Consider the following 25,672-nt stretch of genomic DNA (forward strand, 5'->3'; position numbering starts at 1 on the left):
AAGTGAAAGGAGGGGGCGTCTTTGATTCAACACGCAAACGGACATGTGAGTCGAGCGTTGACCATTGCTGGCTCCGACAGCGGAGGGGGCGCCGGGATTCAGGCCGATTTAAAGACGATGCACCAGTTTGGCGTTTACGGCATGTCTGTCATCACGGCCCTCACCGCACAAAATACCACGGGCGTGCGTGGCGTCGTGGAAACAGATGCAGCGTTCGTCGCGGAGCAATTGCAAGCGGTCTTCTCCGACTTAGGTGCGGACGCCATCAAGACCGGGATGCTCGCCAACGCCGAAATTATCGATACGGTGGCTGGCGTTCTGCAGGCGCGGTCGACAGGCCCGCTGGTCGTCGATCCGGTGATGGTCGCTAAGGGCGGCACACCGCTCATCGCGAATGCGGCGGTGGACCTCCTCCGCAGTCGCCTGCTCCCCATCGCGAAGGTGGTCACGCCGAACACGCCGGAGGCCAGCGTCCTCGCAGGATTTGAGGTCGACACGTGGGATGATGTGCACCGGGCGGCTGACTGTCTACTGGAGATGGGCACAGAGGCGGTCGTCATCAAGGGCGGACATCTGCAAATGCAGAACACGTTCCCAAGGCCCTGGCGGGTGGCGCACAATCAGGCGGTCGCAGTCGACACCGTGCTATATCAGGGGACGTACACGTACTTTCTCACGCCGCGCGTAGACAGTCAGAACACTCACGGCACCGGGTGTACGTTCTCTGCCGCCATCACCGCAAGGCTCGCGCAGGGCGTTCCGTTGCTCGAGGCCATCGCTGACGCAAAGGCGTTTATCTACAGGGCCATCGTTCGGGCCGCGAACTGGGATGTCGGGCACGGCCACGGCCCAACGGATCACGGCGCGGAGGTGTCGGCCGTCGAGTGCGCCGTGGAGCCAGGGGGCGCGTATCTGTACGACTTCGCAACATGGACAAGAATCGGCTGAAGAGAAGGGCCGATATGGAGGAATGATTCGCATGAAACTTGGAATGTGGTTGGATGCGGTACGCCGGGAGCGGCCGCTCGTTCACAATATTACCAACCTTGTCGTCACCAACATCGCGGCCAATGCACTGCTTTCTGTTGGGGCCTCGCCAGTCATGGCCTATGCGCACGAGGAGGTCGGCGAGATGGCAAGCATCGCAAAGGCCTTGTCTTTGAACATGGGTACACTGACACCAGACGTCGTGACGGCCATGCGCATCGCGGGGCGTGCAGCAGAGACCAAGGGCGTCCCGATCATCTTCGACCCAGTGGGCGTGGGCGCGACTGCGTATCGCACACAGGTCGCCACGGATCTGCTGCGAGATGTCGACGTCACTGTCCTGCGCGCAAATGCGGGAGAGATGAGCGTCTTATTGGGCCTCGCAGGAGAGGTGAAAGGTGTGGACGCGCTGCAGGCGGACGAGGCACTTCCGACTGCGATGAAGCATTACGCGCTCGCGTCTAGCGCGGTCGTCATCGCCACGGGACCTGTCGATCTCGTCACCGACGGACACACCACCTGGCAACTGTCGAACGGGCACCCGTTGCTCGCCGCGATTACCGGATCAGGTTGCATGCTGACAGCGCTCCTCGGCGCGTTCGTCGGTGTAGTGCCGGAGGGGAGCCCCTTGTCTACATACGCTGAAGCCTGTGTCGCAGCCATCACGAGCTATAACGTGGCGGCGGAACAAGCTGCACAGAAGGCGCTTGGCCCTGGCACGTTCCACATGGCGTTGTTTGATTGTCTCTACAACTTGGATTCCCGCGCGGTCGATGCGTCCGCGGGTGTGGAGGTGACTGGGGCGTGAGAGGCAATTTGTATGAAGCGTTGAGCTTGTACGTCGTGACCGACGAGCGTGAGGATGTCGAATCCTTGCTCACAGCGCTCGAAGGGGCGCTTGTAGGGGGATGTACAGCGGTGCAACTTCGGCGCAAACGTGAGCACGGCGGCCGGCTCGTCGAGATCGGGCGGCGGATTCGCGATCTCACCAACCGCTACGGTGCCCTCCTCTTCGTCAACGATCGCGTCGATATCGCCCTTTTGACCGACGCCGACGGCGTCCATATCGGTCAAAGCGACATTTCCTGTAGAGATGCAAGAAAGTTAATGGCGAAAAGATGGGTGGGGGTGTCGGCGGGCACGCTCGCAGAAGCAAAGGCGGCTGTTGCAGACGGAGCAGACTATTTGGGCGTCGGTTCGATTTACCCGACTTCCTCGAAAGACGACGCCGACCTTTGTGGGCTTTCAACGCTGGCTGACATCGCGCAGGCTACCACGTTGCCGATTGTGGCGATCGGCGGGATTGGTGCCAGTGCTGTGCCTGAGGTCATCGGTCACGGCGCACACGGCATCGCCGTGGTTTCCGCCGTCATGAGCGCCGATGACCCACAACGCGCCGCGGCCGAGCTCAAACGGTTGCTCTCCCATCCAACGAGTGCTGAAACAATTTCGAACGAAAGAAGGAGCAGTCATGGACGAACTTCGTTATCCAATTGGAAAATTTGAGCCGAATTCGAAGATTCCAGGATGAGGACGAAATGGAAAACGGCATGCGCGAAAGGGCATGCCGTTTTATTTACTTCCTATAGTCACCCGAATGGGTTGCCGTCAGGCTTTCATCGAGCGGATGGCTTGTTCTAGCTTTTTCGTCCGGATGTTGAAGTAACGGTTGAGTGCGAAGATACCTGCGGTCACGCTAGCTAGTACGATATACGTTGTCGCCATGAAAAGTTACACCTTCCTCAAATGAAAATGCATCGTGTGAGTGCGTTCCGCGTTATTCACAGTCTAGCCAAGAAATCTTGAAACAAACTTTAAAGCACTCACCAATTTCATTGTTGATGATTTGAGCGGATTTTATTCATGATATTTCGCGTGGGTGCGGCGTGCTCAAACGACGGCGTTAAGTGGCTTGGTCTGATGGAGTCACCGGTTCCCAGGTCACGAGACGACCTGTGTTTGCATACGCATCGAATGGGGGGATTTCGATGCGTATGAAGATAGAGGTGGAGGATAGAAGATATGGCGAAATTGCACCAGCGAAAATAGCCGAAGAGATAATCCGATTGGTATGCGCCCATCCCTCTGCCCAACCTCCAACCGATCCCGGTCGCGAACAGGGCAACCCAGCCAAGGAGCACAATGATCATCGCGACGACGTGTCGGGGGGCTGAGGATGGTGAACGAGCATCCGACGGACGAAGAAATGAGGTCTATCCGACAGCAAGCGTCGCATACGCCCTCGAGGGAAACTTTCGTACCTGAACACAGCGGTTCACATCTCTTGTTGGCCGAGGGGCTTCTGTACTGCGACTGCGGGAACGCATGTCGCGGCACGGTGAGCAAACAGGGCGTTGCCTACTATGTTTGCGAAGGGGGGGCGAGTGGGTCTTCACCACACAGAGTGAAGTGGTTGCGCGCAGACGCCATCGACAGGGTGGTGCTTGCGGAGGTGCGAGCGGAGATTCATCGCGTGCTCACGTTGCAAATTTCCGCCCGTGAAGGTACACGTCAACACCTTCAAGAAATTGCCTACGAGCGCGCACAACAGCAGCACCGCACCGATAAGCTCTTTCAGCAGTACGTGGATGGCGTGTTATCTGCACCCCATTTTGAGCAGATGAACGCGTTCATTCATGGGCGGATGACCTTTCTCGATGATCTCGAAGCGAAATTGCTGGAGCAAGCGTTCTTGTTTGGCAAACAGCGTGATATGGCCGTTGAGGCGCGCGAGCGCGTCAAACATCTGTTGCGCGCAGGCGGAGATGAATGTTCGAAATCACTCATCAAAACGGTGGTGGATCGTGTTGAGGTGGGACGGGGACGGCGCGGTAAACATCTGTTGCGGTTTCACTTTCGATGTCTGCGACAAAACGATTGATGATGTTTACAACCCCTAGCTGAGCAACGAATCACCTTCTCAAGGGGACGGATACTTCCCAATGTGCGAAAAAGGTGTGAGTTCGCAGCTGCTCCCTCACACCCTACGGGTTACCTGTGGTTATGCAAGGCTTCCTTGTGGGCCAAAGAATTCGTAGTGAATTTGTGCGTCATCTACGCCTAGGCCCTTGAGTATCCGATAGACAGCCTTCATGAACGACACGGGTCCGCAGAAGTAGAATTCGGCGTCAAGAGGTGCAATCGAACGCAGCCAGTCAGCGTCGACAAAGCCCTCTTTGGCAAAGTGACGATATGCCTTGTCCTCGTGAGATGGACGTTCATACACCGCGTAGTACGAGGTGTTTTCATATTCGTCGGCAAGCCCCTCCAGTGTGGATTTGAACGCGTGCACGCCTCCGTGAAGCGCCGCGTGGACATATGTGACATGATGTTTCGGCCGCCTTTGGAGCAAGGTCGAAACCATGCTCATCAGTGGCGTCATTCCGACCCCGCCGCTGAGAAACACGACTGGTCGTTCGGTATCTATCACGAGCATAAAATCGCCGGAAGGAGCACTTGCCAGCAGGGTGTCGCCCTCCTGCACATCGTTGTGGAGGTAATTTGACACCAGGCCTGCTGGCGCGTTTTCGCGAGCGTCCTCACGTTTGACACTGATGCGGTAGTATGGTTTTCCCGGTGTGTCGGATAGGCTGTACTGGCGCATTTGGGTATAGGCTTGTCCGGGTACGGACACTTTGAGCGTCAGATATTGCCCTGGACGGTAGCTGGAGATGGCTTCCCCATCTTTAGGTGTGAGATAAAATGATGTGATGACGTCACTTTCACGTACTTTCCGCGAAACCACAAACGGACGGAAATCTGTCCAACCGCCAGGTTGTTGACCTGCCTCCTCGTACATCTCCTGCTCGACGCCGATAAACGCTGAAGCGATGGCGCCATAGGCATCCGCCCAGGCTTGAATGATCTCATCTGTCGCAGCATCGCCAAGGACATCCTTGATCGCCCGCAACAAAAACTGACCCACGATTGGGTAGTGCTCTGGTTGAATGCCGAGTCCGCGGTGTTTATGAGAAATTTGCTTTACAGCGGGCAAAATGCTCTCTAAATTATCAATATGAACTGCGGCTGCATAGACGGCATTGGCCAATGCCGTCTGCTGACGACCTTCTCGTTGGTTAGAATGGTTGAATATATTTAAAAGTTCTGGGTGGGCATCAAATAACATTTCGTAAAAGCGCTTTGTAATCTGTTCGCCGTGCGTTTCGAGCACAGGGATGGTAGCCTTTATGACATCTCGTGTCTTCGTATCAAGCATGCCAATAACCTCCTGGATTTGCGGGTCAGGTTTTGTACGACGTCATTATATGGCGATCGAGAATATAAAGATATATTTAAAATACATGTTTTGTGTCGCTTTTTTGTCTGTTCGTCGATTTTTGTGTTGTGGTGATGGTTGAGGGGAGAATTTTTGAGTGAATCTGACGATGTTTACGGATTATTCATTGCGAACTCTTATTTACGTTGCGATGAAACCAGACGACCGCCTGTCGAATATCCAGGAAATTGCCGACGTATATGGAATTTCGGCGAACCATTTGATGAAGAGCGTGCACAAGTTGGGCAAGCTCGGCCTGATTCAGACCATACGCGGGCGCAACGGCGGGTTCCGGCTTGCGAAACCGGCAGAGGAAATTAACATTGGTTGGGTTGTTCGCGAAATGGAGGAAAACTGGAATATCGTGGAGTGTTTTGACGAGCAAAATGGCGCTTGTGTGTTGAGTCCGTCCTGCCGACTCAAGAACGTACTTGGCGAGGCACTAAAAGCGTATCTGGCCGTACTCGATAAATACACGCTCGCGGACTTGGTGGTGAACAGGCAAGCGCTCGGCGTCTTGTTAGGCATGCGGGAAACGTCGTGCTAACCCATGTCATCCGGTGATTAGGGGTTCCACATTTTCTATGGATAGGAGGAATCTGTCGAATTTTGACGAAATGAAAAATGTCTCCTGTGGTCATTACGACCGTTCTTCGATGTCGTATGCAGGCTGAAATTTCTTTCGTCGGAGGATAAACATGGGCACAGATTTGACGCAGGTCCAGCTTCGCCCTGGGCTTTTCTTAGATGTTGAACGAGAGGAACTGGTCCAGAACGGCATGTCTATTAGTTTGTCGCGGATCCAGTTTCGTATCCTCTACTTTCTCGTTCGCAGTTTGAGCCGCCCCGTCCGCACCGAAGATATTATGGAGTACGCGTGGGGGAAAAACAGCAAGGTAAGCAAAAGTGAATTGTACGTCTACATCAGTCGTTTACGCGCCAGAGTAGGCGATCATCCTCGTTCGCCGAAAATTCTGATAAGCATACGCGGCTTTGGTTATTTGCTACGCAGTGACGTGGAAAGCAACACAGACAACACATCGCTGGATGCCGCAACCCGACCCCTACAATCTTGACACAACAACACCCTACACGGCTGCCCCTGGCGTACGGCCTGCTCGAGTTCGCTAGTTGGGGTAGAAAATATCCCATGAACCGCTGTCCTATCCTCGATCCAAGCCGATGTCGAAGAGTGTACACGTGGTATCGCGAAATATCGACGCCCGAAGACTCTCCGGGCGCCAATCCTTCACCCATTACCAGGGTTTATTCGTGGTTAGAAATTCCGCTAACTTTCGGCTCTCTTCGCGGCGGTCTTTACGGAGTACCGCGCGTGCGGGAGCTGTTTCATGGAGTTTTTTCTCCTCGTCCGTCTGAGGGATAACCTGGGGGACGACAACAGGGTGTTTCTCCTTGTCCAGAGCGACAAATGTGAGAAACGATGTGGCGGCGATGCGACGTTCGCCGGTCATGAGATTTTCCGCAATCACTTTCACGAATACTTCCATTGAAGAACGACCTGTCCAAGTTACATATGACTCCAAGCACACGGAATCGCTCATGCTAATGGGAGACAGAAAGTCCACGGAGTCCGTGGACGCCGTCACGACTGGGTAACGCGCGTGTCGCGTCGCCGATAAAGACGCGCAGTCATCAATATAACCCATCAGACGTCCGCCAAACAGTGTGTTATGGACGTTTGTATCAGGTGGGAAAACGTGACTGGTCTTTACCACACGTGATTCATTACAGTACTTCGCTTCTTGGCTCACGTGAGGACACCTCTCTTTGCGGCTAGGTTGTATTCGACGATGGCCGAGTACACCGTACTATTTTAGCAGGATTTAGCGCCTATCATGTAATCGGACCGACGTTTCTACTATGGCGCATTCGGAAATCGATTGGGGTAGGTCCTCCGCCACGGCCTTTGCTTCAAGGGGACACAGTACTACATTGTGCTGGAGGCCGTCCTGTTCAATGACTATTTCGATGCCGAAGTGACAGCGCGGCGAACAATTGTTTTGCCTCGAACAGGTTTCCCGTCTCGAATGATCACTCGTGTGACACAATTTTCGATGTGATAGCCAAAATGACTACCCCCTTGTTCCGTTTATTTCACTGCATGCCTAACGGGGGCAGGGAATCCCGCGACCTCCCGCAAGGGCCTCGAACCTGACGCCGTTCGGACTGGAACACATATTAATATGGAAAGGGTGGTTCATCACGATGGAGCCGGGCAATACCCGTGTGGGAAAAATAGTGAATCCTATGGAAGAATAACTTACATTTAGGTGCCGAGGAGAGGAATGCCGATCTCGCACGTGAATCAGGATGCCTTCGCAAGCCACTGAACTCCCGGGGTCTCTACGCCCTCACCGCACCTCGCGCCCTTTTTGCCGCGTTCCATCGCAACGGCTGCGATACGGGTCAATTCCCACCTTGACAGTCACCTGGCACCGATGTATAAATAGACAAAATATTGCTGGTGGATTGAACAATTTAAAGAGTCCTCCAACTCGTGCGGCAGGGAATATGACATGAGCGCGCCGAGAGACAGAGCAAGCACTTTGCTTGGGATGATTTGGAGAGAGGAGACACCCTCATGGATTTAGAAATTGGCCTGCTCGGGTGCGGAACTGTTGGCGCCGGAGTGGTGTCCTTAGTACGGCGCCGCGCTGACAAGGTGGCTCAGATGACGGGGTTGCGTCCGAAGATCAAGAGCATTCTCGTACGAGACTTGAACAAGGACCGCGGTGTCGTGTTCGAGCACGAGCAGCTGACCGGACGGCCCGAAGATGTGCTGCAGGACGACGGCATCCAGATTGTCATTGAGACGATAGGCGGGATAGAACCTGCGAAAACGTATATTTTGGAGGCGCTGCGCCGCAATAAGCACGTTGTGACGGCCAATAAGGACCTTATTGCCATACACGGTCCGGAAATCCTTCGCGTCGCAGAGGAGAATCACGTCAGTGTGTTGTTTGAGGCGGCGGTCGGCGGCGCCATTCCGCTCGTCGGGCCTTTAAAGGAGAACTTGACAGCCAACGAGGTCACCGATTTAAAAGGTATCATCAACGGGACGACAAACTTTATTTTGTCAGAGATGACGAGTCGAGATATCGATTTTGAAGAGGCGTTGACGATGGCTCAGGAGCTAGGATACGCGGAAGCAGATCCGTCAAGTGACGTCGATGGCCTCGATGCGGCGCGAAAACTCGTCATTCTATCTTCTATCGCGTTCCAGACAGAGGTTCACCTCACCGACGTCCGCGTCGAGGGGATTCGTCACGTGCGTTCCAAGGACGTACGGTACGCAGATGAGCTAGGGTACGTCATCAAGCTGCTGGCAGTCGGTCGAGATCATGGCGGGGAACTCACGCTGTCCGTCCGGCCGACGCTCATCCCCAAGGTGCATCCGCTGGCACACGTCTCGGACGCGTACAACGCCCTGTACGTTCGCGGCGACGCAGCCGGTGACCTGATGTTCTTCGGACGGGGTGCTGGCAGCATGCCGACGGCCAGTGCGGTGGTTGGCGACGTCATCGCTCTGGTTCGGAATTTAAAGCTCGGCTATGTGGCGAGTTCGCCACAGGGAACGCTCTCGGTGAAGCCGGTCGTAGACCGCGAGGATGAGCGGTACAAGTATTACTTCCGGCTTCTCGCACACGACCAGCCGGGCGTGTTCGCAAGGGTTGCGCAGCTGTTTGGTGAAGCGCATGCGAGCATGGAGACCGTACTGCAAAAGCGCGTGCAAAGCGGTTGTGCCGAAATTGTCATCGTGACACACGACATTTCAAGTGCGAAGTCGCGCTATCTCGTCGACCAACTTCAAAATCTTCCTCAGCTCCACTCCGTCGAGTGCGTCATGCCCGTAGAACCAGTCACCGAGTAATCGGGGGCTGGTCTTCGCTTTGTCAACCTCCTTTTTCGGACGTGTAAGAAATCCTGACATATGAAACTCGATTTTTCCTTTAGTGGTGCGGATGTCACGGTCGTAAAAATTTTTTAGAATATTGTAATTTTGCAGTTGCCACGGCATAGTAAACGCTTTCCCGAAATGTTCAGAAAGCGTTTACAGCCGAACAGTCAGAACATACGCACATTGACACGTACATATACCCGTACTACAATGACCTGCAAGTCGTTAAAGACGCGTCATATCAAGGATTTTGGGCGACACACTCCGTGGGAGCATCAGTTGCTCAAATGTATTTATGAGAATATTCAAATTTATTACGAGCGCATTTTACGTGCGAACGCATCGCGTACTTGAAGGGAGTCCTCACTTTGGCATCGCAAATCTTTTTAAACGGCGAGTTCATCCATCGAGACGAGGCAAAACTTTCGGTTTTCGACCACGGTCTGCTCTACGGTGACGGCATTTTCGAAGGGATTCGAGTATACGACGGCAACGTCTTCAAGCTCGCTGAACACATTCGGCGACTCTATGATTCGGCCAAGTCGATTTTGCTAGACATTCCATACTCACAGGCAGAAATGTGTGAGCTCGTCTGTGAAACCGTCCGCCGAAACGATCTCTCGAGTGCGTACATCCGACTGGTCGTGACGCGTGGACCTGGCGACCTCGGTATCAGTCCATACATCTGTCACGGCGCACAGGTGTTTATCATCGCAGAGCAGTTGTCCATGTTTGCACCCAGCCTCTACGAGGAAGGCATCACGGCCATCACGGCAGCGACGAGGCGGAATCGGACGGACGCCCTCAACCCTAAAATCAAGTCTCTCAACTATTTAAATAACGTACTGATCAAGATTGAAGCGCAAGCGGCAGGTGCGAACGAGGCCATCGTGCTGAACACGGAAGGCTATGTTGTCGAGGGGTCCGGCGAGAATATCTTCATCGTTCGTGACGGCGTGCTCTCGACGCCACCTGCGTACCTTGGGGCCTTGGAAGGCATCACGCGTGGGACTATCGTCAGCCTGGCGCACGAACTTGGCTACCAGGTCAAAGAAGAACCGTTCACCAGGCACGACGTGTACGTGGCCGACGAGGTGTTTCTCACCGGCACGGCAGCGGAGTTGGTCCCCGTCGTCACAGTTGACAAACGCACCATCGGTGATGGTCGGCCAGGGCCGGTCACCAGGAAGCTGCATCAAGCGTTTCAGCTCACGACGCGTCGCGACGGTATGAAGGTATACCCGCAAGAAGCGATTTCGTGACGCAACGCGTCCTACCTACAATTTCAAGACAGTTTAGAAGTTTAGGAGAGAAAGCAAATGCGCAGTGACATGATCAAAAAAGGAGCAGACCGAGCGCCGCACCGAAGCCTCTTGTACGCGACAGGCGTCAAACCAACGGACCTGCCAAAACCATTCATTGGCGTATGTAACTCCTACGTGGACATCATCCCTGGTCACGTGCATTTGAAAGCCTTCGCGGAAGTGGTGAAAGACGCCATCCGTGAAGCGGGTGGAATCCCGTTTGAATTCAACACCATTGGTGTGGACGATGGCATCGCCATGGGACATGTCGGGATGCGCTACTCGCTCGCCAGCCGCGAACTGATTGCGGATAGCGCCGAGACGATGATCAACGCGCACTGGTTCGATGGCGTCTTCTTTATCCCCAATTGCGACAAGATCACGCCGGGGATGCTGATGGCCGCGGCTCGGACCAATGTGCCCTCCGTCTTCGTTTCGGGTGGACCGATGGAGGCGGGGCGGTCGAAGACTGGGCACAATCTGTCCCTGACGACCGTATTCGAAGGGGTTGGCCGTTATCGATCCGGCCAGATGTCCGAAGCAGAACTGGTCGAATTGGAACAAGCGGCATGTCCGACGTGTGGCTCCTGTTCCGGTATGTTCACGGCCAATTCGATGAACTGCATCATGGAAATGCTCGGCGTGGCACTCCCCGGTAACGGCACCATTCTCGCAACTTCCTCTGAGCGACACGACCTCATTCGGCAAGCGGCTCACCACCTTGTTCGCATGATTCAAGAAGACGTTCGCCCACGTGACATCATCACGAAAGAAGCCATCGACGACGCGTTTGCGCTCGACATGGCGATGGGCGGCTCGACGAACACAGTGCTTCACTTGATGGCCATCGCACACGAGGCGGGCATCGAATACGACCTGAAGGACGTCAACGAGATCGCCAAGCGCGTGCCATATTTGGCGAAAATCAGCCCGGCGTCAGAATACAGCATTCACGACGTACATCTGGCGGGCGGCGTGTCGGCCATCATCAAAGAACTGGTCGATCACACATCTGCCATTCACCCAGAGCGCATCACGGTGAGCGGTCGAACGATTCGACAGGCGGTCGCCGAAGCGTCCATCCTCGACGAAAAGGTCATCCGCCACGCAAACGATCCGTACAGCCGGGAAGGGGGTCTCTCCATCTTTTACGGCAACCTCGCTCCGGATGGCGCGGTGCTCAAGGTGGGGGCGGTCGACCCGGACATCGAACGATTTGAGGGCTCAGCCATCGTCTTTAACTCACAGGACGAGGCACAGCAGGGGATCGACAGCGGACTCGTACAAGCGGGACACGTGGTCGTCATCCGCTACGAGGGGCCGAAGGGCGGTCCTGGGATGCCAGAAATGCTCGCTCCCACGTCGTCCATCGTCGGTCGGGGATTGGGTCGCGACGTCGCGCTCATCACGGATGGCCGCTTCTCTGGCGCGACGCGAGGAATTTGCGTGGGCCATATCTCACCGGAGGCATCCGAGGGTGGCTTGATTGGGCTCATTGAAGACGGGGATAGGATTTCTATCGATTTGAAGGCGCGCTCCATCCACCTGGATGTGCCCGACGATGTTCTCGCGGCCCGCAAAGAGTCCTATGTGCCACCTGACAAGGCGGTCGAGCGAGGATACCTTCGACGCTATCAGCACCTTGTGACCTCCGCGAATACAGGCGCGGTACTCAAGGTTTAATTCGACCACTCTGGAGAGGAGGAAGAGACATGCGTGTGATGTCGGAAAATCCGGACTATACGTCAACACAAACAACTCAGCCGCGAATGCTATCAGGTGCAGACATGCTCGTCGAGGTGTTGCGAAAGGAACAAGTCGAAGTCGTCTTTGGATATCCAGGAGGGGCTGTGCTGCCGCTTTACGACGCCCTTTACGAATGTGGGATTCGGCACGTCCTCGCGCGACATGAACAAGGCGCCATCCATGCAGCAGAGGGATATGCACGTGTGACCGGGAAGCCCGGGGTCGTCATCGCCACGTCCGGGCCGGGGGCGACAAATCTCGTCACAGGCCTGGCAGATGCCATGCTCGACTCCCTTCCGATTGTCGCCATCACAGGCCAGGTCGCGAAATCCGTCATCGGATCGGACGCGTTTCAGGAGACGTCTATCATTGGCATCAGTACGCCAATCACCAAGCACAACTATCAAATTCAGCACGCCAGTGAGCTTCCTGGCGTGTTCAAGGAAGCGTTCCACATCGCCAACACTGGGCGCAAAGGTCCCGTCTTGGTGGATATTCCAAAGGACGTCGCAGGGGAAGTCGCACCGTTCATCTACGATGCGCCACCGCAGTTGCCGGGGTATCAACCCAACGTGGTTCCTCACGTGATGCAGATCAAGAAGGTGCTCAACCAACTTGAATTGTGTCATCGACCTGTGATTCTCGCGGGCGCAGGCGTGCTGCATGCTGGCGCGAGCCGGGAGCTCCGCCTATTCGCAGAGCGATTTGGCATTCCTGTGGTTCACACGCTGCTCGGTCTCGGTGGATTTCCAGCAGACCACCCCCTCTTTTTGGGGATGGGCGGAATGCACGGGAGTGCGGCGGCGAACACCGCCTTGTACGAGACGGACCTGCTGTTAAACTTCGGGGCGCGATTTGATGATCGCCTGACGGGCAAGCTGGCAGACTTCGCCCCAACGGCCACGGTCGTCCATGTGGATATCGATCCGGCTGAAATTGGGAAGAACGTTCCGACTAACATCCCGGTGGTGGGTGACGCACGAGAGGCGCTCTCGCTGCTTCTGGCCGCGGAGGCGAAGTCACCTGAGATTTCCCACTGGCGGGAGAAATTGCTCGAGGTAAAGGCACAGACGCCGTTTTGGTATGTGCAGGAGGGGTCTGTCATCAAGCCGCAGCGGCTCATTGAACAGATTGCCCGGCACACAAACAGTGAGGCCATCGTCGTGACGGACGTCGGGCAACACCAGATGTGGGCCGCACAGTTCTACCCGTTCGTGCATGCCAATCGCTGGGTGACGTCGGGTGGGCTGGGGACGATGGGCTTTGGCCTTCCAGCGGCCATTGGCGCCCAGATTGCAGAGCCAAATCGCCAAGTGGTCGCTGTGGTTGGGGATGCCGGATTCCAGATGACGCTGGAGGAGTTGGCTGTCGTCGCGGAATTGAACCTGCCGATAAAAATCGTCATCGTCAACAATGGCGCACTTGGCATGGTCCGCCAGTGGCAGGAATTGTTCTACGAAGAGCGGTACTCCAGTTCACTCATGAACTGGCAGCCGGATTATCTCAAGCTCGCGGAGGCGTACGGCATCCCGTCTCTGCAAATCCGCGACGATGGCGCGTTGGCGGAGTGCGTAGGCGCGTTTCTCGCCGCACCTGGACCCGGGCTGCTCGAGTGCCTCGTCGCGCCGATGGAGAACGTGTACCCCATGATCGCGCCGGGGCACGGACTGCACCAGATGGTGGGGGTGAAGCCATGAATCGCGTCATCTCTGTCAGCGTGAACAACAAAGCCGGGGTGCTCAACCGGATCACCGCCCTGTTTATGCGCAAGGGATTTAATATTCAAAACCTGACGGTCGGTGTCACGGAGACGCCGGGATTATCCCGCATCACCATCGTCATGAACGAGACGGACGACGCCGCGCTGGAGCAAGTGATTAAACAGCTCTATAAGCAAATCGACGTGCTGAAAGTGACCGACTTGACACAACAACCGATGGTTGCCCGGGAGCTCGCCTTAATTCAGGTGAACAGCCCGGTGTCCCAAAGGTCGGCCATCACGACCATCATCGAACCGTTCCGGGCGAGTATCATCGACGTCGGGAGAGACACGATTACCGTCGAAGCTACGGGGAAAGCCGAGAAGATTGACGCGCTCATCGCGCTCCTTCGTCCGTATGGCATCAAGGAATTGGCTAGGACTGGGCTCACGGCGCTCGCGCGCGACGTGGCCACGGTCACGGAGGCAAGACGGGTATCGGAAGGGAACGTCATTTCGATTTAGCTCATTCTTAGAGATTCAATGACAACCGGTCAACGCAGAAAATCACGAGAATTGACATTGTTGAGGAGTGTTCAGATATGACAAAAATTTTCTATGACGCAGACATTTCAGTGCAAGCTCTCGCAGACAAAACCATCGCAATTCTCGGGTACGGTTCTCAGGGGCACGCACACGCACAGAACCTGCGGGACAGTGGATTTGATGTCGTGGTGGGGCTTCGTCCGGGATCGAGTTGGGAGCGCGCAGAAGCTGACGGTTTCCGGGTATATGCAGTGGGTGAAGCGGTCGAGCAGGCGGATGTGATCATGATTCTTCTGCCGGATGAACGTCAAGTGGGCGTGTATCAGCAAGAGGTCAAACCGTACCTGAACAGCAGCAAGGCACTCGCGTTTGCACATGGGTTCAACATTCACTTTTCGCAAATTCAACCGCCTTCTGACGTCGACGTGTTCATGGTCGCGCCTAAGGGACCTGGCCACCTCGTGCGACGCGTGTACGAGGCGGGTGGCGGCGTTCCATCGCTGATCGCCGTGGAACAGGATGCGAGCGGTCAAGCGGAGGCATTGGCGCTCGCCTACGCACGGGGTATCGGCGCAGGTCGCGCAGGCGTCCTGAAGACTTCGTTCCGTGAGGAGACGGAATCCGACTTGTTCGGCGAGCAGGCCGTACTTTGCGGCGGCGTGTCGGCCTTGATCAAGGCTGGATTCGAGACCCTCATCGAAGCGGGGTATCAACCGGAAGTGGCGTATTTCGAGTGTTTGCACGAAATGAAATTGATCGTCGACCTGATCTACGAGGGTGGACTTGAATACATGCGCTATTCCATCTCCGACACCGCGCAGTGGGGAGACTTCGTCACCGGGCCGCGCATTGTGACGGAAGAGACGAAAGCCGAGATGAAACGCGTTCTCGAAGATATTCAAAGCGGTGTATTTGCGAAAAGCTGGATACTGGAAAATCAAGCGAATCGCCCGATGTTTAACGCGATCAACCGCCGCGAAGGTGAACATCCCATCGAAGTCGTGGGCCGTGAACTTCGCGCCATGATGCCATTTATTCAAACCAAGAGCAAACAAACCCAGCCGGAGGTGGTTCATGGTGCGAAAGCTGGACGTGTTTGATACAACCCTGCGTGACGGTGAACAGTCAGCTGGTGTGAATCTACACGGCAGTGAAAAGCTTGAAATTGCCATTCAACTCGAACGTTTCGGCGTCGATATTATGGAGGCGGGATTTCCAGCCTCTTCGCCGGGCGATTTTAAAGCGATCCAGGAAATCGCCAACCGGGTCAAGGACTGTTCAGTCGCGGGGCTCGCTCGCGCCACTAAATCGGACATCGACGCGGCGTGGGAAGCGTTGCGGCACGCAGCGCAGCCCCGCCTGCACATCTTCATCGCGACATCGCCGATTCACATGGAGCACAAACTGCGCAAGTCACCTGACGAGGTTGTCGAAACAGCGGTCGAATGCGTGCGGTATGCCGCGTCTCGGTTTCCGGTGGTCCAATGGTCGGCGGAGGACGCAACGCGAAGCGACTGGGACTTTCTCGTGAGGATTATCACGCAAGTCATCGATGCGGGCGCGAAGGTCATCAACCTTCCCGACACCGTAGGGTACACGACGCCCAGCGAATACGTCCGACTCTTTGAGTACATTCGCGCCAACGTCCCAAATTTGGGTGACGTGAAACTCTCCGCGCATTGCCACGACGATTTAGGGCTCGCCGTCGCAAACAGCCTGGCCGCGATTCAGACGGGCGTTGAACAAATCGAAGGCACTATCAACGGGATAGGCGAGAGAGCGGGCAACGCGGCACTTGAAGAGCTCCTCGTCGCTCTGGCCATTCGCAAGGACGTGTACGGCCGCTCGACGCGCATTCAACTGGCGGAGACGGCATTGACCAGCAAGCTCGTCGCGAAGCTGACTGGGATGGCGGTGCCTGCGAACAAGGCGGTGGTCGGGAACAACGCGTTTGCTCACGAGTCTGGTATACACCAGGATGGCGTGCTGAAAAATGCGCTCACGTACGAGATCATTCGCCCAGAAATGGTCGGCCTGAACTCCAACCGCATGGTTCTAGGCAAACATTCCGGACGCCACGCGTTCAAGGAAAAGTGTGAAGAGTTGAACTTGCAACTCGGTGAGCAACAGTTCAATCGCCTGTTCGCAGCGTTTAAGGCGTTGACGGAGACGAAAAAGGAAATCACCGATGACGACATCTTGGCGCTCGTTCTCGAGTCGTCTATCGAAGACCACAAATACGACCTCGAATTCTTGCACGTCTCGTATGGTTTGAACGAGACCACGGCGGCGATGGGCGTACGTGGGCCGAGCGGAGAAATCCTGCGTGAGGCGGCTACAGGGAACGGTTCAGTTGAAGCGATTTTCAACTGCCTCGACCGAGTGGTGGATGGCCCCGTCCAACTTGTAGACTACCGAATTCAATCGACGACGGGTGGCGGTGATTCACTCGCTGAGGTGTATGTCAAAGTGGCGTATCACGAGCGGGTCGTCACGGGTCGCGGCGTTCACAGTGACGTGTTGTCCGCTTCGGCGAGGGCATTTCTCGATGCGATTAACCGGGTGCTTATCAAAGAACGCCTAGATGACGTGCAACTCGCCGTTTCGGCGCAGGCGTGAGCATGACAAGGGGGCTCACACGAGAGCCCCCTCCACCTTGGAGAAGGAGGACCCTATGACGAGACAGATTACGATTCTACCAGGAGACGGCATTGGGCCGGAGGTGACGAAAGAGGCCCGACGCCTGCTCGAGGATGTTGCACAAGCAGTCGGAGAGACGTGGGTTCTTGAGGAGGCGCTGATCGGGGGCGCGGCGTATGACCAGACAGGACATCCGCTTCCACCTGAGACGGTGGCGAAGTGCAAAGCCTCCGACGCCATTCTTCTCGGTGCCGTCGGCGGGCCAAAGTGGGACCACTTGCCAGGCGATGTACGCCCGGAAGCAGGGCTTCTGGGGATTCGAAAGCAGCTTGGCGTGTTTGCGAACCTTCGTCCCATCCGCACGTGGCCAGGTCTTCTGCTCGCTTCGCCACTGAAGGCCGAGTTGTTGAACGGCGTCGACATGGTGATCGTTCGGGAGCTGACTGGTGGACTCTACTTCGGCGAGCCCAAACAGCGACTGAACGGCGGAGATGCCGTCGTGGACACGCTCTACTACACGCGTCACGAAATCGAACGCGTCGTCCGACAGGCGTTTGACATCGCCAAGAGCCGCCGTAAAAAGCTGACTTCCGTCGACAAGGCAAACGTATTGGAATCCAGTCGCATGTGGCGAGAAATCGTTCAATCCATCGCGCCTGAGTATCCGGACGTCACCGTGGAACACCTGCTCGTGGACACTGCGGCGATGCAATTGATTCAACGCCCGAATCAGTTTGACGTGGTCGTGACGGAGAACATGTTCGGCGACATTTTGAGCGATGAGGCGGCAGTCCTCACTGGATCCATCGGCATGTTGCCGTCCGCTAGTCTCGGCGCCGACAGACCCGGTTTATATGAACCCGTGCACGGTTCCGCACCAGACATCGCGGGCACTGGCGTGGCCAATCCACTGGCGAGCTTTCTCTCCGTCGCCATGTTGTTGCGCCATTCGCTTGGATTGGAGGATGTGGCGCAACACGTCGAGGCCGCGGTGCTCCACGTCATCGAATCAGGTCACCGCACGCGCGACTTGGCCGGCCAAGGCGGCGAATCGGTCGGTACCGAACAGATGAGTGCGCTGGTTCGCAGCGAATTGCAAAGGAGGCTGAATGGTTAAATGGGGAAAACGCTGTTTGAGAAAATCTGGGACGCTCACGTTGTCAAGACGTTGGAGGATGGACAGAGCCTACTCTATATCGATTTGCACCTCGTGCACGAGGTGACGTCGCCACAGGCGTTTGCCGGACTTCGCTTCGCGGGCCGCCGGGTACGGCAGCCGAACCAGACGTTTGCAACGATGGATCACAACGTTCCGACGGACAATCCGTTCGACGTACGGGATCAGATTGCCAAAAAGCAAATCGAGACCCTGATTGAGAACTGCCGCGAGTTCGGCGTCCAATTAGCCGACCTCGACAGTCCACACCAGGGGATTGTCCACGTCATCGGTCCCGAACTCGGCCTGACGGTACCTGGCAAGACGATTGTCTGCGGCGACAGTCACACGTCGACACACGGTGCGTTTGGCGCCTTGGCGTTTGGTATCGGGACAAGTGAAGTAGAACACGTGTTGGCGACGCAATGCCTGTGGCAGACGCGGCCCAAGACGTTGCGGATACAACTGGAAGGCTCGCTCGCGCCAGGCGTCACGTCAAAGGACGTCATCCTGGCACTGATTGCAAAATACGGCGTGAACTTCGGTACCGGACACGTCATTGAATTCGCGGGCAGCCTCATTGGGACCCTCACGATGGAGCAGCGGATGACCATCTGTAACATGTCTATCGAGGCGGGCGCGCGCGCGGGGCTCATGGCGCCGGACGAGAAGACCATCGCCTATGTCAAGGACCGCCCTCACGCGCCGCGTGGCCAAGAGTGGGACGAAGCAGTGGCGGTGTGGCGCGAACTCAAATCGGATGACGACGCCGTGTTTGACACGGACATCGTATTCGACGTCAGTGAACTTTCCCCGCAGGTTACGTGGGGTACCAATCCTGGTATGGGCAGCGGTGTCGACGGAAAGGTACCGAGTCCGGACGATTTCGAGTCCTCCGTGGAGCAGCGTGCCGTCACGCAGGCGCTCGAGTACATGGGGCTGACGCCGGGTACGAAAATTACCGACATCGCCGTCCAGCACGTGTTCATCGGATCGTGTACCAATGCTCGCATCGAAGATTTGCGGCTGGCGGCGTCTATCGTCCGAGGTCGTCACGTGGCTGACGGAGTGCGCGCGTTAGTCGTACCTGGGTCGAAACAGGTCAAGCGGCAAGCGGAGTCCGAAGGGTTACACGAAGTGTTCACGGCGGCAGGGTTCGAGTGGCGTGAACCGGGGTGTAGCATGTGCCTCGGCATGAACCCGGATATCATTCCGGCTGGTGAGCGGTGTGCGTCGACGTCCAACCGCAATTTCGAAGGGCGCCAGGGCCGTGGTGCGCGGACACACCTCGTGAGTCCAGCGATGGCCGCTGCGACCGCACTCGAGGGTCACTTTGTCGACGTGCGCGAGTTCGCCGCAGTACATGAAGGAGGTGTCGCTCATGGAGCCGCTCGTTAAGCATGAGGGTAAAGTTGTGGTCCTAAGCCGAGTCAATGTCGACACGGACCAAATTATTCCAAAGCAGTTCCTCAAGCGGATCGAACGCGATGGATTTGGTGAGTTTCTGTTTTATGACTGGCGCTACCAAAGGTCTGGTGAACCGAACCCCGATTTCGAACTGAATGCAGAGCGTGCACAGGGCGCATCTGTTTTGTTGGCCGACGCGAACTTCGGATGTGGATCTTCGCGCGAACACGCGGTGTGGGCGTTGCGCGATTATGGAATCGGCATCGTCATCGCTCCGTCGTTCGCCGATATCTTCTTCAACAATTGCTTTAAAAACGGTGTTCTGCCAGTCGTCATTCCGCAAGACGTCCGTGACGAGCTTGCAGCTTCTCACGCTCGTGGGGAATGGGACCGCGCGACGGTCGACTTAGCAGGTCAGGTCATCGTGACGGATCACGGCGTAACGGTTCCGTTCGAGGTAGACCCCCACAAGAAGCACATGCTCCTCAATGGCCTCGATGACATCGGTCTGACGTTGCAGTTGCAGGACGACATCGTAGCCTATGAGGACAAGCGACAAATCTATCAACTGACGTATTAAACCACATTATTATTAAAATAGAGCTAGGTGTGGATTGTTTTCGGTGCGCCGTGTGTCACTCCAAAAGGGTGGCCACGGCGCACTTTGGTGTGTGCTACACTTGAGGAGACGGGGGGCGGGGGCGTGATCGAACAACAGGTCACGGAAGCAATTCAATGGATATTTGCATCATATACCCGCGTGCCAGCTGCCAAGCGGGTAGGGTTTGACCGGGACGTTCGCCATCCGCAATGGACGAGGTGGCTGCTCAACGCCGTCGGACGCCCGGACGAAGCGGCCTACAACGTGGCCGTCACGGGTAGCAAAGGAAAAGGGGCACACGCGATTTTGCTCGCGGCCATCCTCCAAGCTGCAGGTCTACGCGTGGGACTGTTCACCAGTCCGCACTTGGTCGATTTTTTGGAGCGTCTGCGCGTGGACGGCCGAGCCGTGTCAAATGAGGACTTTGTCCGCCTGGCGAAGGTCGTCCAAGAAGCGGCGAAGGAGATGCCGCTGGCCGATGACCACTACGTGGGACCGGTTGGTCTCGTCGCCGTGATGGCAAGCATTTGGTTTCGCGAACAAACAACGGACGTCAACGTCTTTGAACTCGGGCGCGGGGCCTTGTATGACGACGTCAATCAGGTTCGTCATCAGGGAGCGCTCGTCACGCCAATTTTTGCCGAGCACTTGGACAAGCTTGGACCCGAGTGGTCGGATGTGGTCCGTGAGAAACTAGGCGTAGTCACAGATGACACGGCCTGGACTGTCAGTTACCAGCAGGATGTGATGGTCGAGCGGATGATGGAGGAACATTTTGCAGCTCGTCACCAAGTGTGGCGTCTATTGGGCCGCGACTTTACATATGAAGTGATGAGTGGGACAGGCGAAGTGTGGACCGTTCAGGTGGCAAGCGCAAAGAACGAACCCCTTTGCGCCAAGATCGGTGTGAATCTTGCACCCTTCGCGGGGAACGTAGCTGTTGCGCTGATGGCGGCGAAGCAGGTACTCAAATCGCTTGGAAAGAGCGGCCCGGCACTCGACGTCAGCCTTGAACACCTCGCGTTTCCAGGTCGTCTTCAAGTGATCTCAAACCGACCGACATGTCTCGTCGATGGTGCAATTCATGCGGTCAATGCCCGCTTTGTCGTCGATTGGCTACTCCGTGCCAAACCCTCAGGCAAAATTACGGCGGTGTTGTCTCTGCCCGACGACAAGGACGCCGCGGGCGTCGTCGAGACATTGGCTCCACATTTGGACGAAATCATCGTGACCACGTGTTCGAATCCTCACTTGTATTACACGCGTGATTTGGTCGCGGTCGCGAAGGACCACGTACAGCGCGTGCAGTGGGAACCAAATGTCGAAGTGGCTGTCCAACGCGCTCGGGCGAGTGCGAATTCGGAGGATACCATTTTGTTCCTGGGGACGCAATCGTTCGTGGGAGACGTCTTACGAATTTTTCATGTGCCAACGAAGTCGTTGTGGCACGCGCATCAATAGCTAGGAGGGGACGGCACTGGTTTGGCAACTGATTCTGTTTGGATTTGCCATGGGCGCCAACAACGGTCTGGCGTCCGTCGCCTTGGGGACGTCGCAGCTGTCACGTGCGCATCAATTGCGCACGGCGCTCATCTTTGCTGTCTTCGAGGCCATCATGCCCGTCATCGGCATGGTCGTCGGCGAGTCTGTCGCCGGTAATATCGGTGGGAAGGCGCGCTTTGTCGGGATAGCCGTCCTCGTGATTATGGGCGTCTACAGCTTGTTTAAGCACGACGGTGGCGAGGATGAGGCAGACAAGGCCGCGAAAGCCAAGGGAGTGAGTATTCTCTTTCTGGCTGTGGCGCTCAGTCTCGACAATTTAACCGTGGGATTTGGAGTCGGCATGTTCAAGGCGCCACTTGTCCTGGCGGCCGTAATTTTTGGTTTGGTCAGCCTGCTCATGACGTTGGCTGGCCTCGAACTCGGCCGCTATCTCGGCAAAAAAGTCAGCCTGTCGGCCGACAAACTGTCGGGTGCCGTCCTGCTGATTGTCGCCGGGGTCATGGCGTTCGTGTGATGTCGTCAGGGACGCTTCGATGAGCTGGCCTTGGCAGGTTCATCGAGGCGTTCCGCCATGGACAAAGACTCGATTTTTATGCACCTGGAACTTGTAGTATAATGTCGAAGGAGATTCGTGAAGGAAGCTTATGCATGACGAACATGCAGTCCACGCGTCCTTCATAGAGGCATCAGGGATGAGGAGGCTCTATTATGGCAGCAGAAACCACGTTTAAAGCCGGGTTGGAAGACGTTGTTGCCAACACGTCCGAAATTTGTTTCGTAGATGGCAAAGAAGGCCGTCTGATTTATCAGGGTTACGATATTCATGATCTCGTCAATGGTGGCGCTTCCTTTGAGGAAGTCATCTTCCTGCTCTGGCACGGCAAACTTCCGTCAAAATCGGAGCTTGAGACATTTACCAAAGCGATTGCTACGCAACGTGAACTCCCAGAAGCCGTCCTCAACTTCCTCCGCAGCGTTCCCAAGGATGCCAACGCGATGGAAGTACTCCGTACAGCGGTGTCGGACCTAGGCCTGTACGACCCGGACAACGGCGACGAATCGCTTGAAGCGAACATTCGGAAAGCTACCCGCCTCGTCGCGCAACTCCCCACTATCGTCACCTCGTTCGAACGCATCCGTCAGGGTCTTGAGCCCATTCAACCAGACGCATCACTCAGTTCTGCAGCTAGCTTCTTTTATCAACTGCGGGGCGAGAAGCCGTCGGAATTTGTGGAACGCGCATTCAACATCGCGTTGATCTTGCACGCAGATCACGAGTTGAACGCGTCGACGTTCTCTGCGCGAGTGACCGCTGGTACGTTATCGGACATGTATTCGGCCATCACATCTGCCGTGGGCACGCTGAAGGGACCTCTGCACGGTGGCGCCAACGAACAGGTCATGAAGATGCTCCTGGAAATCGACGATGAGTCCAAGGCACAGCAGTGGATTGCGGATGCACTTGCCAACAAACGCAAGATCATGGGCTTCGGTCACCGCGTATACCGCACGGAAGACCCGCGCGCGACCCATCTGCGCAAGCTCAGTAAAGAGGCTGGCGAGCTTGCTGGTCAAACCAAGTGGTTCAACATGTCGCAGACCATTGAGGCCTATGTAAAGGACAGCAAGGGCCTGAACGCCAACGTCGACTTCTACTCTGCGTCGATGTACTATGCAATGGGCATTCCAACGCACTTGTTTACGCCGATCTTCGCTATCAGCCGCATTTCTGGATGGTCGGCACACGTACTTGAACAATACCGCAACAATCGCTTGATCCGCCCTCGCGCCGAATACGTAGGCAAGGTCGACCAAAAGTACATCCCGGTCAACGAGCGCTAAGTCGTAGGAGCAGGGTGTAAACGGAAACACAACGCGCATTCGAGGCTGATGTGAAAGGGTATGGTGCACCCTCACATCAGCCTTTTTCGTACGCCTACACGTAGCAATATGTACTAGCGTACGCGGTTGCGTGCGGGAAAACCTAAGGCACATGGGAGGGATGCCTAATGGCCAACAACAGCAATCGTCTTCTGCTGCAACAAGCGACACGTGCGCTTCAGGACATGAAGTACGAAGTAGCGACGGAACTCGGGATTACCCCGCCGTCCGATGGGTATTGGGGATTTGTCTCATCTTTCGAAAACGGTTCCATCGGCGGCAGCATTACACGTAAATTGGTGGCCTTTGCGCAGGAACGCCTAGCAGAGCAGACACCCGAAGCGTAACACTTAGGATTGGGCAGTGCGCGCCATAACCCTTGGCCCGACGGGGGGGCCAAGGGTTATTTGTCGTTCTGTTGTCCCCTATCTCACCACTGTGTGGCATCTCTTCTCTACATTCAAACGAGGGGGATACACCACTATGCATGCATGGATTTGGCCAGCACTCATCGCCGTCTCGCAAGGAGTCACAGCGTATGGAATCACTTTTGTCAACAAGTTGATGCAACTCGTCGCACACACGTTGGAGGCCCATGTCGAGTTGTCGCTTCGGCGCGAAGAGCAGCAAGTCACAGCCACAGATCAGTGACTCTGAAACGGGGAAAGGGCGATCCCGACCGACGGGATCGCCCTTTTAACTCATTCAAGGTCAATGGACGACGTTGGATTGTTGGTCTGTGCGGGTTGAAATCTTGCTGAGTGCATCTCCAGCTTCATTCATGTGGATGTCCACAGTCGCAAGGTCGCCAATCGACAGGATTCCGCAGAGTTCTCCAGATGCGTTAACCACTGGCAAACGGCGGATTTGGTGCCGCGCCATCAAGTCTGCGGCTTCGTGGGCGTCGGTGTCCGGGGTACAAGTAACGACGTTGTTGGACATACATTCCTCGATGCGCACGTCCGCTTTGCCGCGGGCGACGGCTTTCAACACGATATCCCGGTCCGTAATCAACCCGATCACTTTCTTGTTGTCACATACCGGTATGGAACCGCAGTTATGGGTCTTCATGGCTTGTGCAGCCTTCTGAATAGAGTCCGTCCCACAACAGCATTGCACATTGGTGGTCATAATCTGTTCCACGTTCATTCGGCATACCCCTCCCATAGGTGATGTACATAGGTAGTATGTCCGCGGATACCCCAATTATCACGTGGCAGAAATATGTCGACGCCACGCTAATACGTCGTGCGCACAAGTCCCTAGCGACCAAATGGCAGCGAGCTCGCGAATGATGCTGTCGAGCGGCTCTAAACTTCCGAATAATGGGTGTTGCATCCACATCCCTGCGGTTCCCCACAGAAGGCAACACAGTCCGGCAACCGCCAGCGTAAGCGCGGCTACACGTCGGCGCCTTCGCGCTCCGAGCACGGCAAGAATGCCAAGCGCCAAACTGACGTACGATTCGATTTGAGTGAATTGCAAGTACGCCCCGAGGTGTCCCATCGCGATCCCTGCGACGCCTTGCATCAAAAAAACCCAACCGACGATGCGGCAAGTCGTTTTGCTATTCATGTTCAGACCCCTCATTTATCGGTGTCAGGACAAACCCTTTGCTTCATGTGTATGGTTGGCTAGTCCGACGTATGCCGGGTGAGCGCGGTTGGTTTGTATGATCCATCGCCGCTTAGAACATCCTGTGAGGGAGATAGCGGAGTGTTCAGGGGGGTACCTCAAATGAATGACGTCCAGCGGCTGACAGCTCAAATTCAGCAGATGCAGTTGATGTTAAACGACATGCAAAAGACGCTCGAGCAGATGGAACGACAACCTTCTTACGGAAGCACCTATGTTTTTTCGCATTCATCCTCCCGACTTTTTGCTGCCCTAGAACAACCGATTCCCCCACGCCAATCAGAGTATGCCTCTTATGCAAGGCAACCGTACGGCAGTCGATGATAAAGCCATTCCCTCCTTGTGGTATGTTGTATATACACTGAGTATGAC

The 25,672-nt window shown here is 55.8% G+C and carries 27 protein-coding genes; 23 read left to right on the forward strand and 4 right to left on the reverse strand.

Features of this window, described 5'->3' with window-relative positions; translation table 11 throughout:
* Nucleotides 1-21 precede the first annotated feature (21 nt).
* The 5 genes from thiD (at nt 22) to NZD89_RS07735 (ending at nt 3,868) form a co-directional block, all read left to right on the forward strand.
* A complete protein-coding gene (gene thiD, locus NZD89_RS07715; protein ID WP_268007153.1) occupies nt 22-948 on the forward strand; it encodes a bifunctional hydroxymethylpyrimidine kinase/phosphomethylpyrimidine kinase in 927 nt (308 codons plus the stop codon).
* 31 nt (nt 949-979) lie between these two features.
* Complete coding sequence (gene thiM, locus NZD89_RS07720) at nt 980-1,795, forward strand: hydroxyethylthiazole kinase (RefSeq protein WP_268007154.1); 816 nt, start codon at nt 980-982, stop codon at nt 1,793-1,795.
* Entirely contained in the window at nt 1,792-2,493 is a 702-nt protein-coding gene (gene thiE, locus NZD89_RS07725; RefSeq protein ID WP_268007155.1) for a thiamine phosphate synthase, read from the forward strand. Before thiM ends, thiE begins: the two co-directional genes overlap by 4 nt.
* Nucleotides 2,494-2,975: 482 nt before the next feature.
* Nucleotides 2,976-3,161 (forward strand): hypothetical protein, encoded by a 186-nt coding sequence (locus tag NZD89_RS07730; protein WP_268007156.1) that lies wholly within the window; start codon nt 2,976-2,978, stop codon nt 3,159-3,161.
* Nucleotides 3,162-3,163: 2 nt separating this feature from the next.
* Entirely contained in the window at nt 3,164-3,868 is a 705-nt protein-coding gene (locus NZD89_RS07735; protein ID WP_268007157.1) for a recombinase zinc ribbon domain-containing protein, read from the forward strand.
* 120 nt (nt 3,869-3,988) lie between these two features.
* On the opposite strand, the gene hmpA is transcribed toward NZD89_RS07735, so the two are convergent.
* On the reverse strand, nt 3,989-5,203 hold the full coding sequence (gene hmpA / locus NZD89_RS07740) for an NO-inducible flavohemoprotein (RefSeq protein WP_268007158.1): 1,215 nt from the start codon (nt 5,201-5,203) through the stop codon (nt 3,989-3,991).
* Between the two features lie 157 nt (nt 5,204-5,360).
* Between hmpA and NZD89_RS07745 the strand changes: the two genes are divergently transcribed.
* Nucleotides 5,361-5,810 (forward strand): Rrf2 family transcriptional regulator, encoded by a 450-nt coding sequence (locus NZD89_RS07745; RefSeq protein ID WP_268007159.1) that lies wholly within the window; start codon nt 5,361-5,363, stop codon nt 5,808-5,810.
* Between the two features lie 151 nt (nt 5,811-5,961).
* A complete protein-coding gene (locus tag NZD89_RS07750; RefSeq protein ID WP_268007160.1) occupies nt 5,962-6,339 on the forward strand; it encodes a winged helix-turn-helix domain-containing protein in 378 nt (125 codons plus the stop codon).
* A gap of 180 nt (nt 6,340-6,519) precedes the next feature.
* On the opposite strand, the gene NZD89_RS07755 is transcribed toward NZD89_RS07750, so the two are convergent.
* Nucleotides 6,520-7,035, reverse strand: a complete 516-nt coding sequence (locus tag NZD89_RS07755; RefSeq protein ID WP_268007161.1) for an acyl-CoA thioesterase — start codon at nt 7,033-7,035, stop codon at nt 6,520-6,522.
* 830 nt (nt 7,036-7,865) lie between these two features.
* Between NZD89_RS07755 and NZD89_RS07760 the strand changes: the two genes are divergently transcribed.
* The 15 genes from NZD89_RS07760 (at nt 7,866) to NZD89_RS07830 (ending at nt 24,316) form a co-directional block, all read left to right on the forward strand.
* Nucleotides 7,866-9,155 carry a homoserine dehydrogenase gene (locus NZD89_RS07760; protein ID WP_268007163.1) on the forward strand — a complete coding sequence of 430 codons (1,290 nt, stop codon included), beginning with the start codon at nt 7,866-7,868 and terminating at the stop codon, nt 9,153-9,155.
* 395 nt (nt 9,156-9,550) lie between these two features.
* Complete coding sequence (gene ilvE / locus NZD89_RS07765; RefSeq protein ID WP_268007165.1) at nt 9,551-10,444, forward strand: branched-chain-amino-acid transaminase; 894 nt, start codon at nt 9,551-9,553, stop codon at nt 10,442-10,444.
* A 57-nt stretch (nt 10,445-10,501) separates the two neighbouring features.
* A complete protein-coding gene (gene ilvD / locus NZD89_RS07770; protein WP_268007166.1) occupies nt 10,502-12,169 on the forward strand; it encodes a dihydroxy-acid dehydratase in 1,668 nt (555 codons plus the stop codon).
* Between the two features lie 29 nt (nt 12,170-12,198).
* Nucleotides 12,199-13,929 carry a biosynthetic-type acetolactate synthase large subunit gene (ilvB, locus tag NZD89_RS07775; protein WP_438938752.1) on the forward strand — a complete coding sequence of 577 codons (1,731 nt, stop codon included), beginning with the start codon at nt 12,199-12,201 and terminating at the stop codon, nt 13,927-13,929.
* Nucleotides 13,926-14,456, forward strand: coding sequence for an acetolactate synthase small subunit (ilvN, locus tag NZD89_RS07780; RefSeq protein WP_268007167.1), 531 nt, complete (start codon nt 13,926-13,928; stop codon nt 14,454-14,456). Before ilvB ends, ilvN begins: the two co-directional genes overlap by 4 nt.
* 77 nt (nt 14,457-14,533) lie before the next feature.
* The gene (gene ilvC / locus NZD89_RS07785; protein ID WP_268007168.1) at nt 14,534-15,577 is read left to right on the forward strand and encodes a ketol-acid reductoisomerase; all 1,044 of its coding nucleotides are present in this window, start codon (nt 14,534-14,536) and stop codon (nt 15,575-15,577) included.
* Complete coding sequence (locus NZD89_RS07790; protein WP_268008428.1) at nt 15,555-17,096, forward strand: 2-isopropylmalate synthase; 1,542 nt, start codon at nt 15,555-15,557, stop codon at nt 17,094-17,096. Before ilvC ends, NZD89_RS07790 begins: the two co-directional genes overlap by 23 nt.
* A 55-nt stretch (nt 17,097-17,151) precedes the next feature.
* Nucleotides 17,152-18,234, forward strand: a complete 1,083-nt coding sequence (leuB, locus tag NZD89_RS07795) for a 3-isopropylmalate dehydrogenase (protein WP_268007169.1) — start codon at nt 17,152-17,154, stop codon at nt 18,232-18,234.
* Entirely contained in the window at nt 18,235-19,671 is a 1,437-nt protein-coding gene (leuC, locus tag NZD89_RS07800) for a 3-isopropylmalate dehydratase large subunit (protein ID WP_268007170.1), read from the forward strand. It begins immediately after the preceding gene.
* Complete coding sequence (leuD, locus tag NZD89_RS07805; RefSeq protein ID WP_268007171.1) at nt 19,655-20,260, forward strand: 3-isopropylmalate dehydratase small subunit; 606 nt, start codon at nt 19,655-19,657, stop codon at nt 20,258-20,260. The genes leuC and leuD overlap by 17 nt, the downstream gene beginning before the upstream one ends.
* A 123-nt stretch (nt 20,261-20,383) precedes the next feature.
* Nucleotides 20,384-21,742 carry a bifunctional folylpolyglutamate synthase/dihydrofolate synthase gene (locus NZD89_RS07810; RefSeq protein WP_268007172.1) on the forward strand — a complete coding sequence of 453 codons (1,359 nt, stop codon included), beginning with the start codon at nt 20,384-20,386 and terminating at the stop codon, nt 21,740-21,742.
* A 49-nt stretch (nt 21,743-21,791) separates the two neighbouring features.
* Nucleotides 21,792-22,298 carry a manganese efflux pump MntP gene (locus NZD89_RS07815; protein ID WP_268007173.1) on the forward strand — a complete coding sequence of 169 codons (507 nt, stop codon included), beginning with the start codon at nt 21,792-21,794 and terminating at the stop codon, nt 22,296-22,298.
* A 194-nt stretch (nt 22,299-22,492) separates the two neighbouring features.
* Nucleotides 22,493-23,626, forward strand: a complete 1,134-nt coding sequence (locus tag NZD89_RS07820) for a citrate synthase (RefSeq protein ID WP_268007174.1) — start codon at nt 22,493-22,495, stop codon at nt 23,624-23,626.
* Nucleotides 23,627-23,793: 167 nt separating this feature from the next.
* On the forward strand, nt 23,794-24,012 hold the full coding sequence (locus NZD89_RS07825) for an alpha/beta-type small acid-soluble spore protein (protein ID WP_268007175.1): 219 nt from the start codon (nt 23,794-23,796) through the stop codon (nt 24,010-24,012).
* Between the two features lie 136 nt (nt 24,013-24,148).
* Nucleotides 24,149-24,316 (forward strand): hypothetical protein, encoded by a 168-nt coding sequence (locus NZD89_RS07830; protein ID WP_268007176.1) that lies wholly within the window; start codon nt 24,149-24,151, stop codon nt 24,314-24,316.
* Nucleotides 24,317-24,376: 60 nt separating this feature from the next.
* Here NZD89_RS07830 and NZD89_RS07835 read toward each other — a convergent pair whose 3' ends face one another.
* Both NZD89_RS07835 and NZD89_RS07840 read right to left on the reverse strand, forming a co-directional pair.
* On the reverse strand, nt 24,377-24,814 hold the full coding sequence (locus NZD89_RS07835) for a CBS domain-containing protein (RefSeq protein WP_268007177.1): 438 nt from the start codon (nt 24,812-24,814) through the stop codon (nt 24,377-24,379).
* 60 nt (nt 24,815-24,874) lie between these two features.
* Nucleotides 24,875-25,240 carry a hypothetical protein gene (locus NZD89_RS07840; protein WP_268007178.1) on the reverse strand — a complete coding sequence of 122 codons (366 nt, stop codon included), beginning with the start codon at nt 25,238-25,240 and terminating at the stop codon, nt 24,875-24,877.
* A 162-nt stretch (nt 25,241-25,402) separates the two neighbouring features.
* Here NZD89_RS07840 and NZD89_RS07845 point away from each other — a divergent pair, with 162 nt between their 5' ends.
* Nucleotides 25,403-25,624: a hypothetical protein gene (locus tag NZD89_RS07845; RefSeq protein WP_268007179.1), complete on the forward strand. Its 222-nt coding sequence runs from the start codon at nt 25,403-25,405 to the stop codon at nt 25,622-25,624.
* Nucleotides 25,625-25,672: the final 48 nt, after the last annotated feature.

The sequence above is a fragment of the Alicyclobacillus fastidiosus genome (genome assembly GCF_026651875.1).
GTDB classification, from domain to species: domain Bacteria; phylum Bacillota; class Bacilli; order Alicyclobacillales; family Alicyclobacillaceae; genus Alicyclobacillus; species Alicyclobacillus fastidiosus.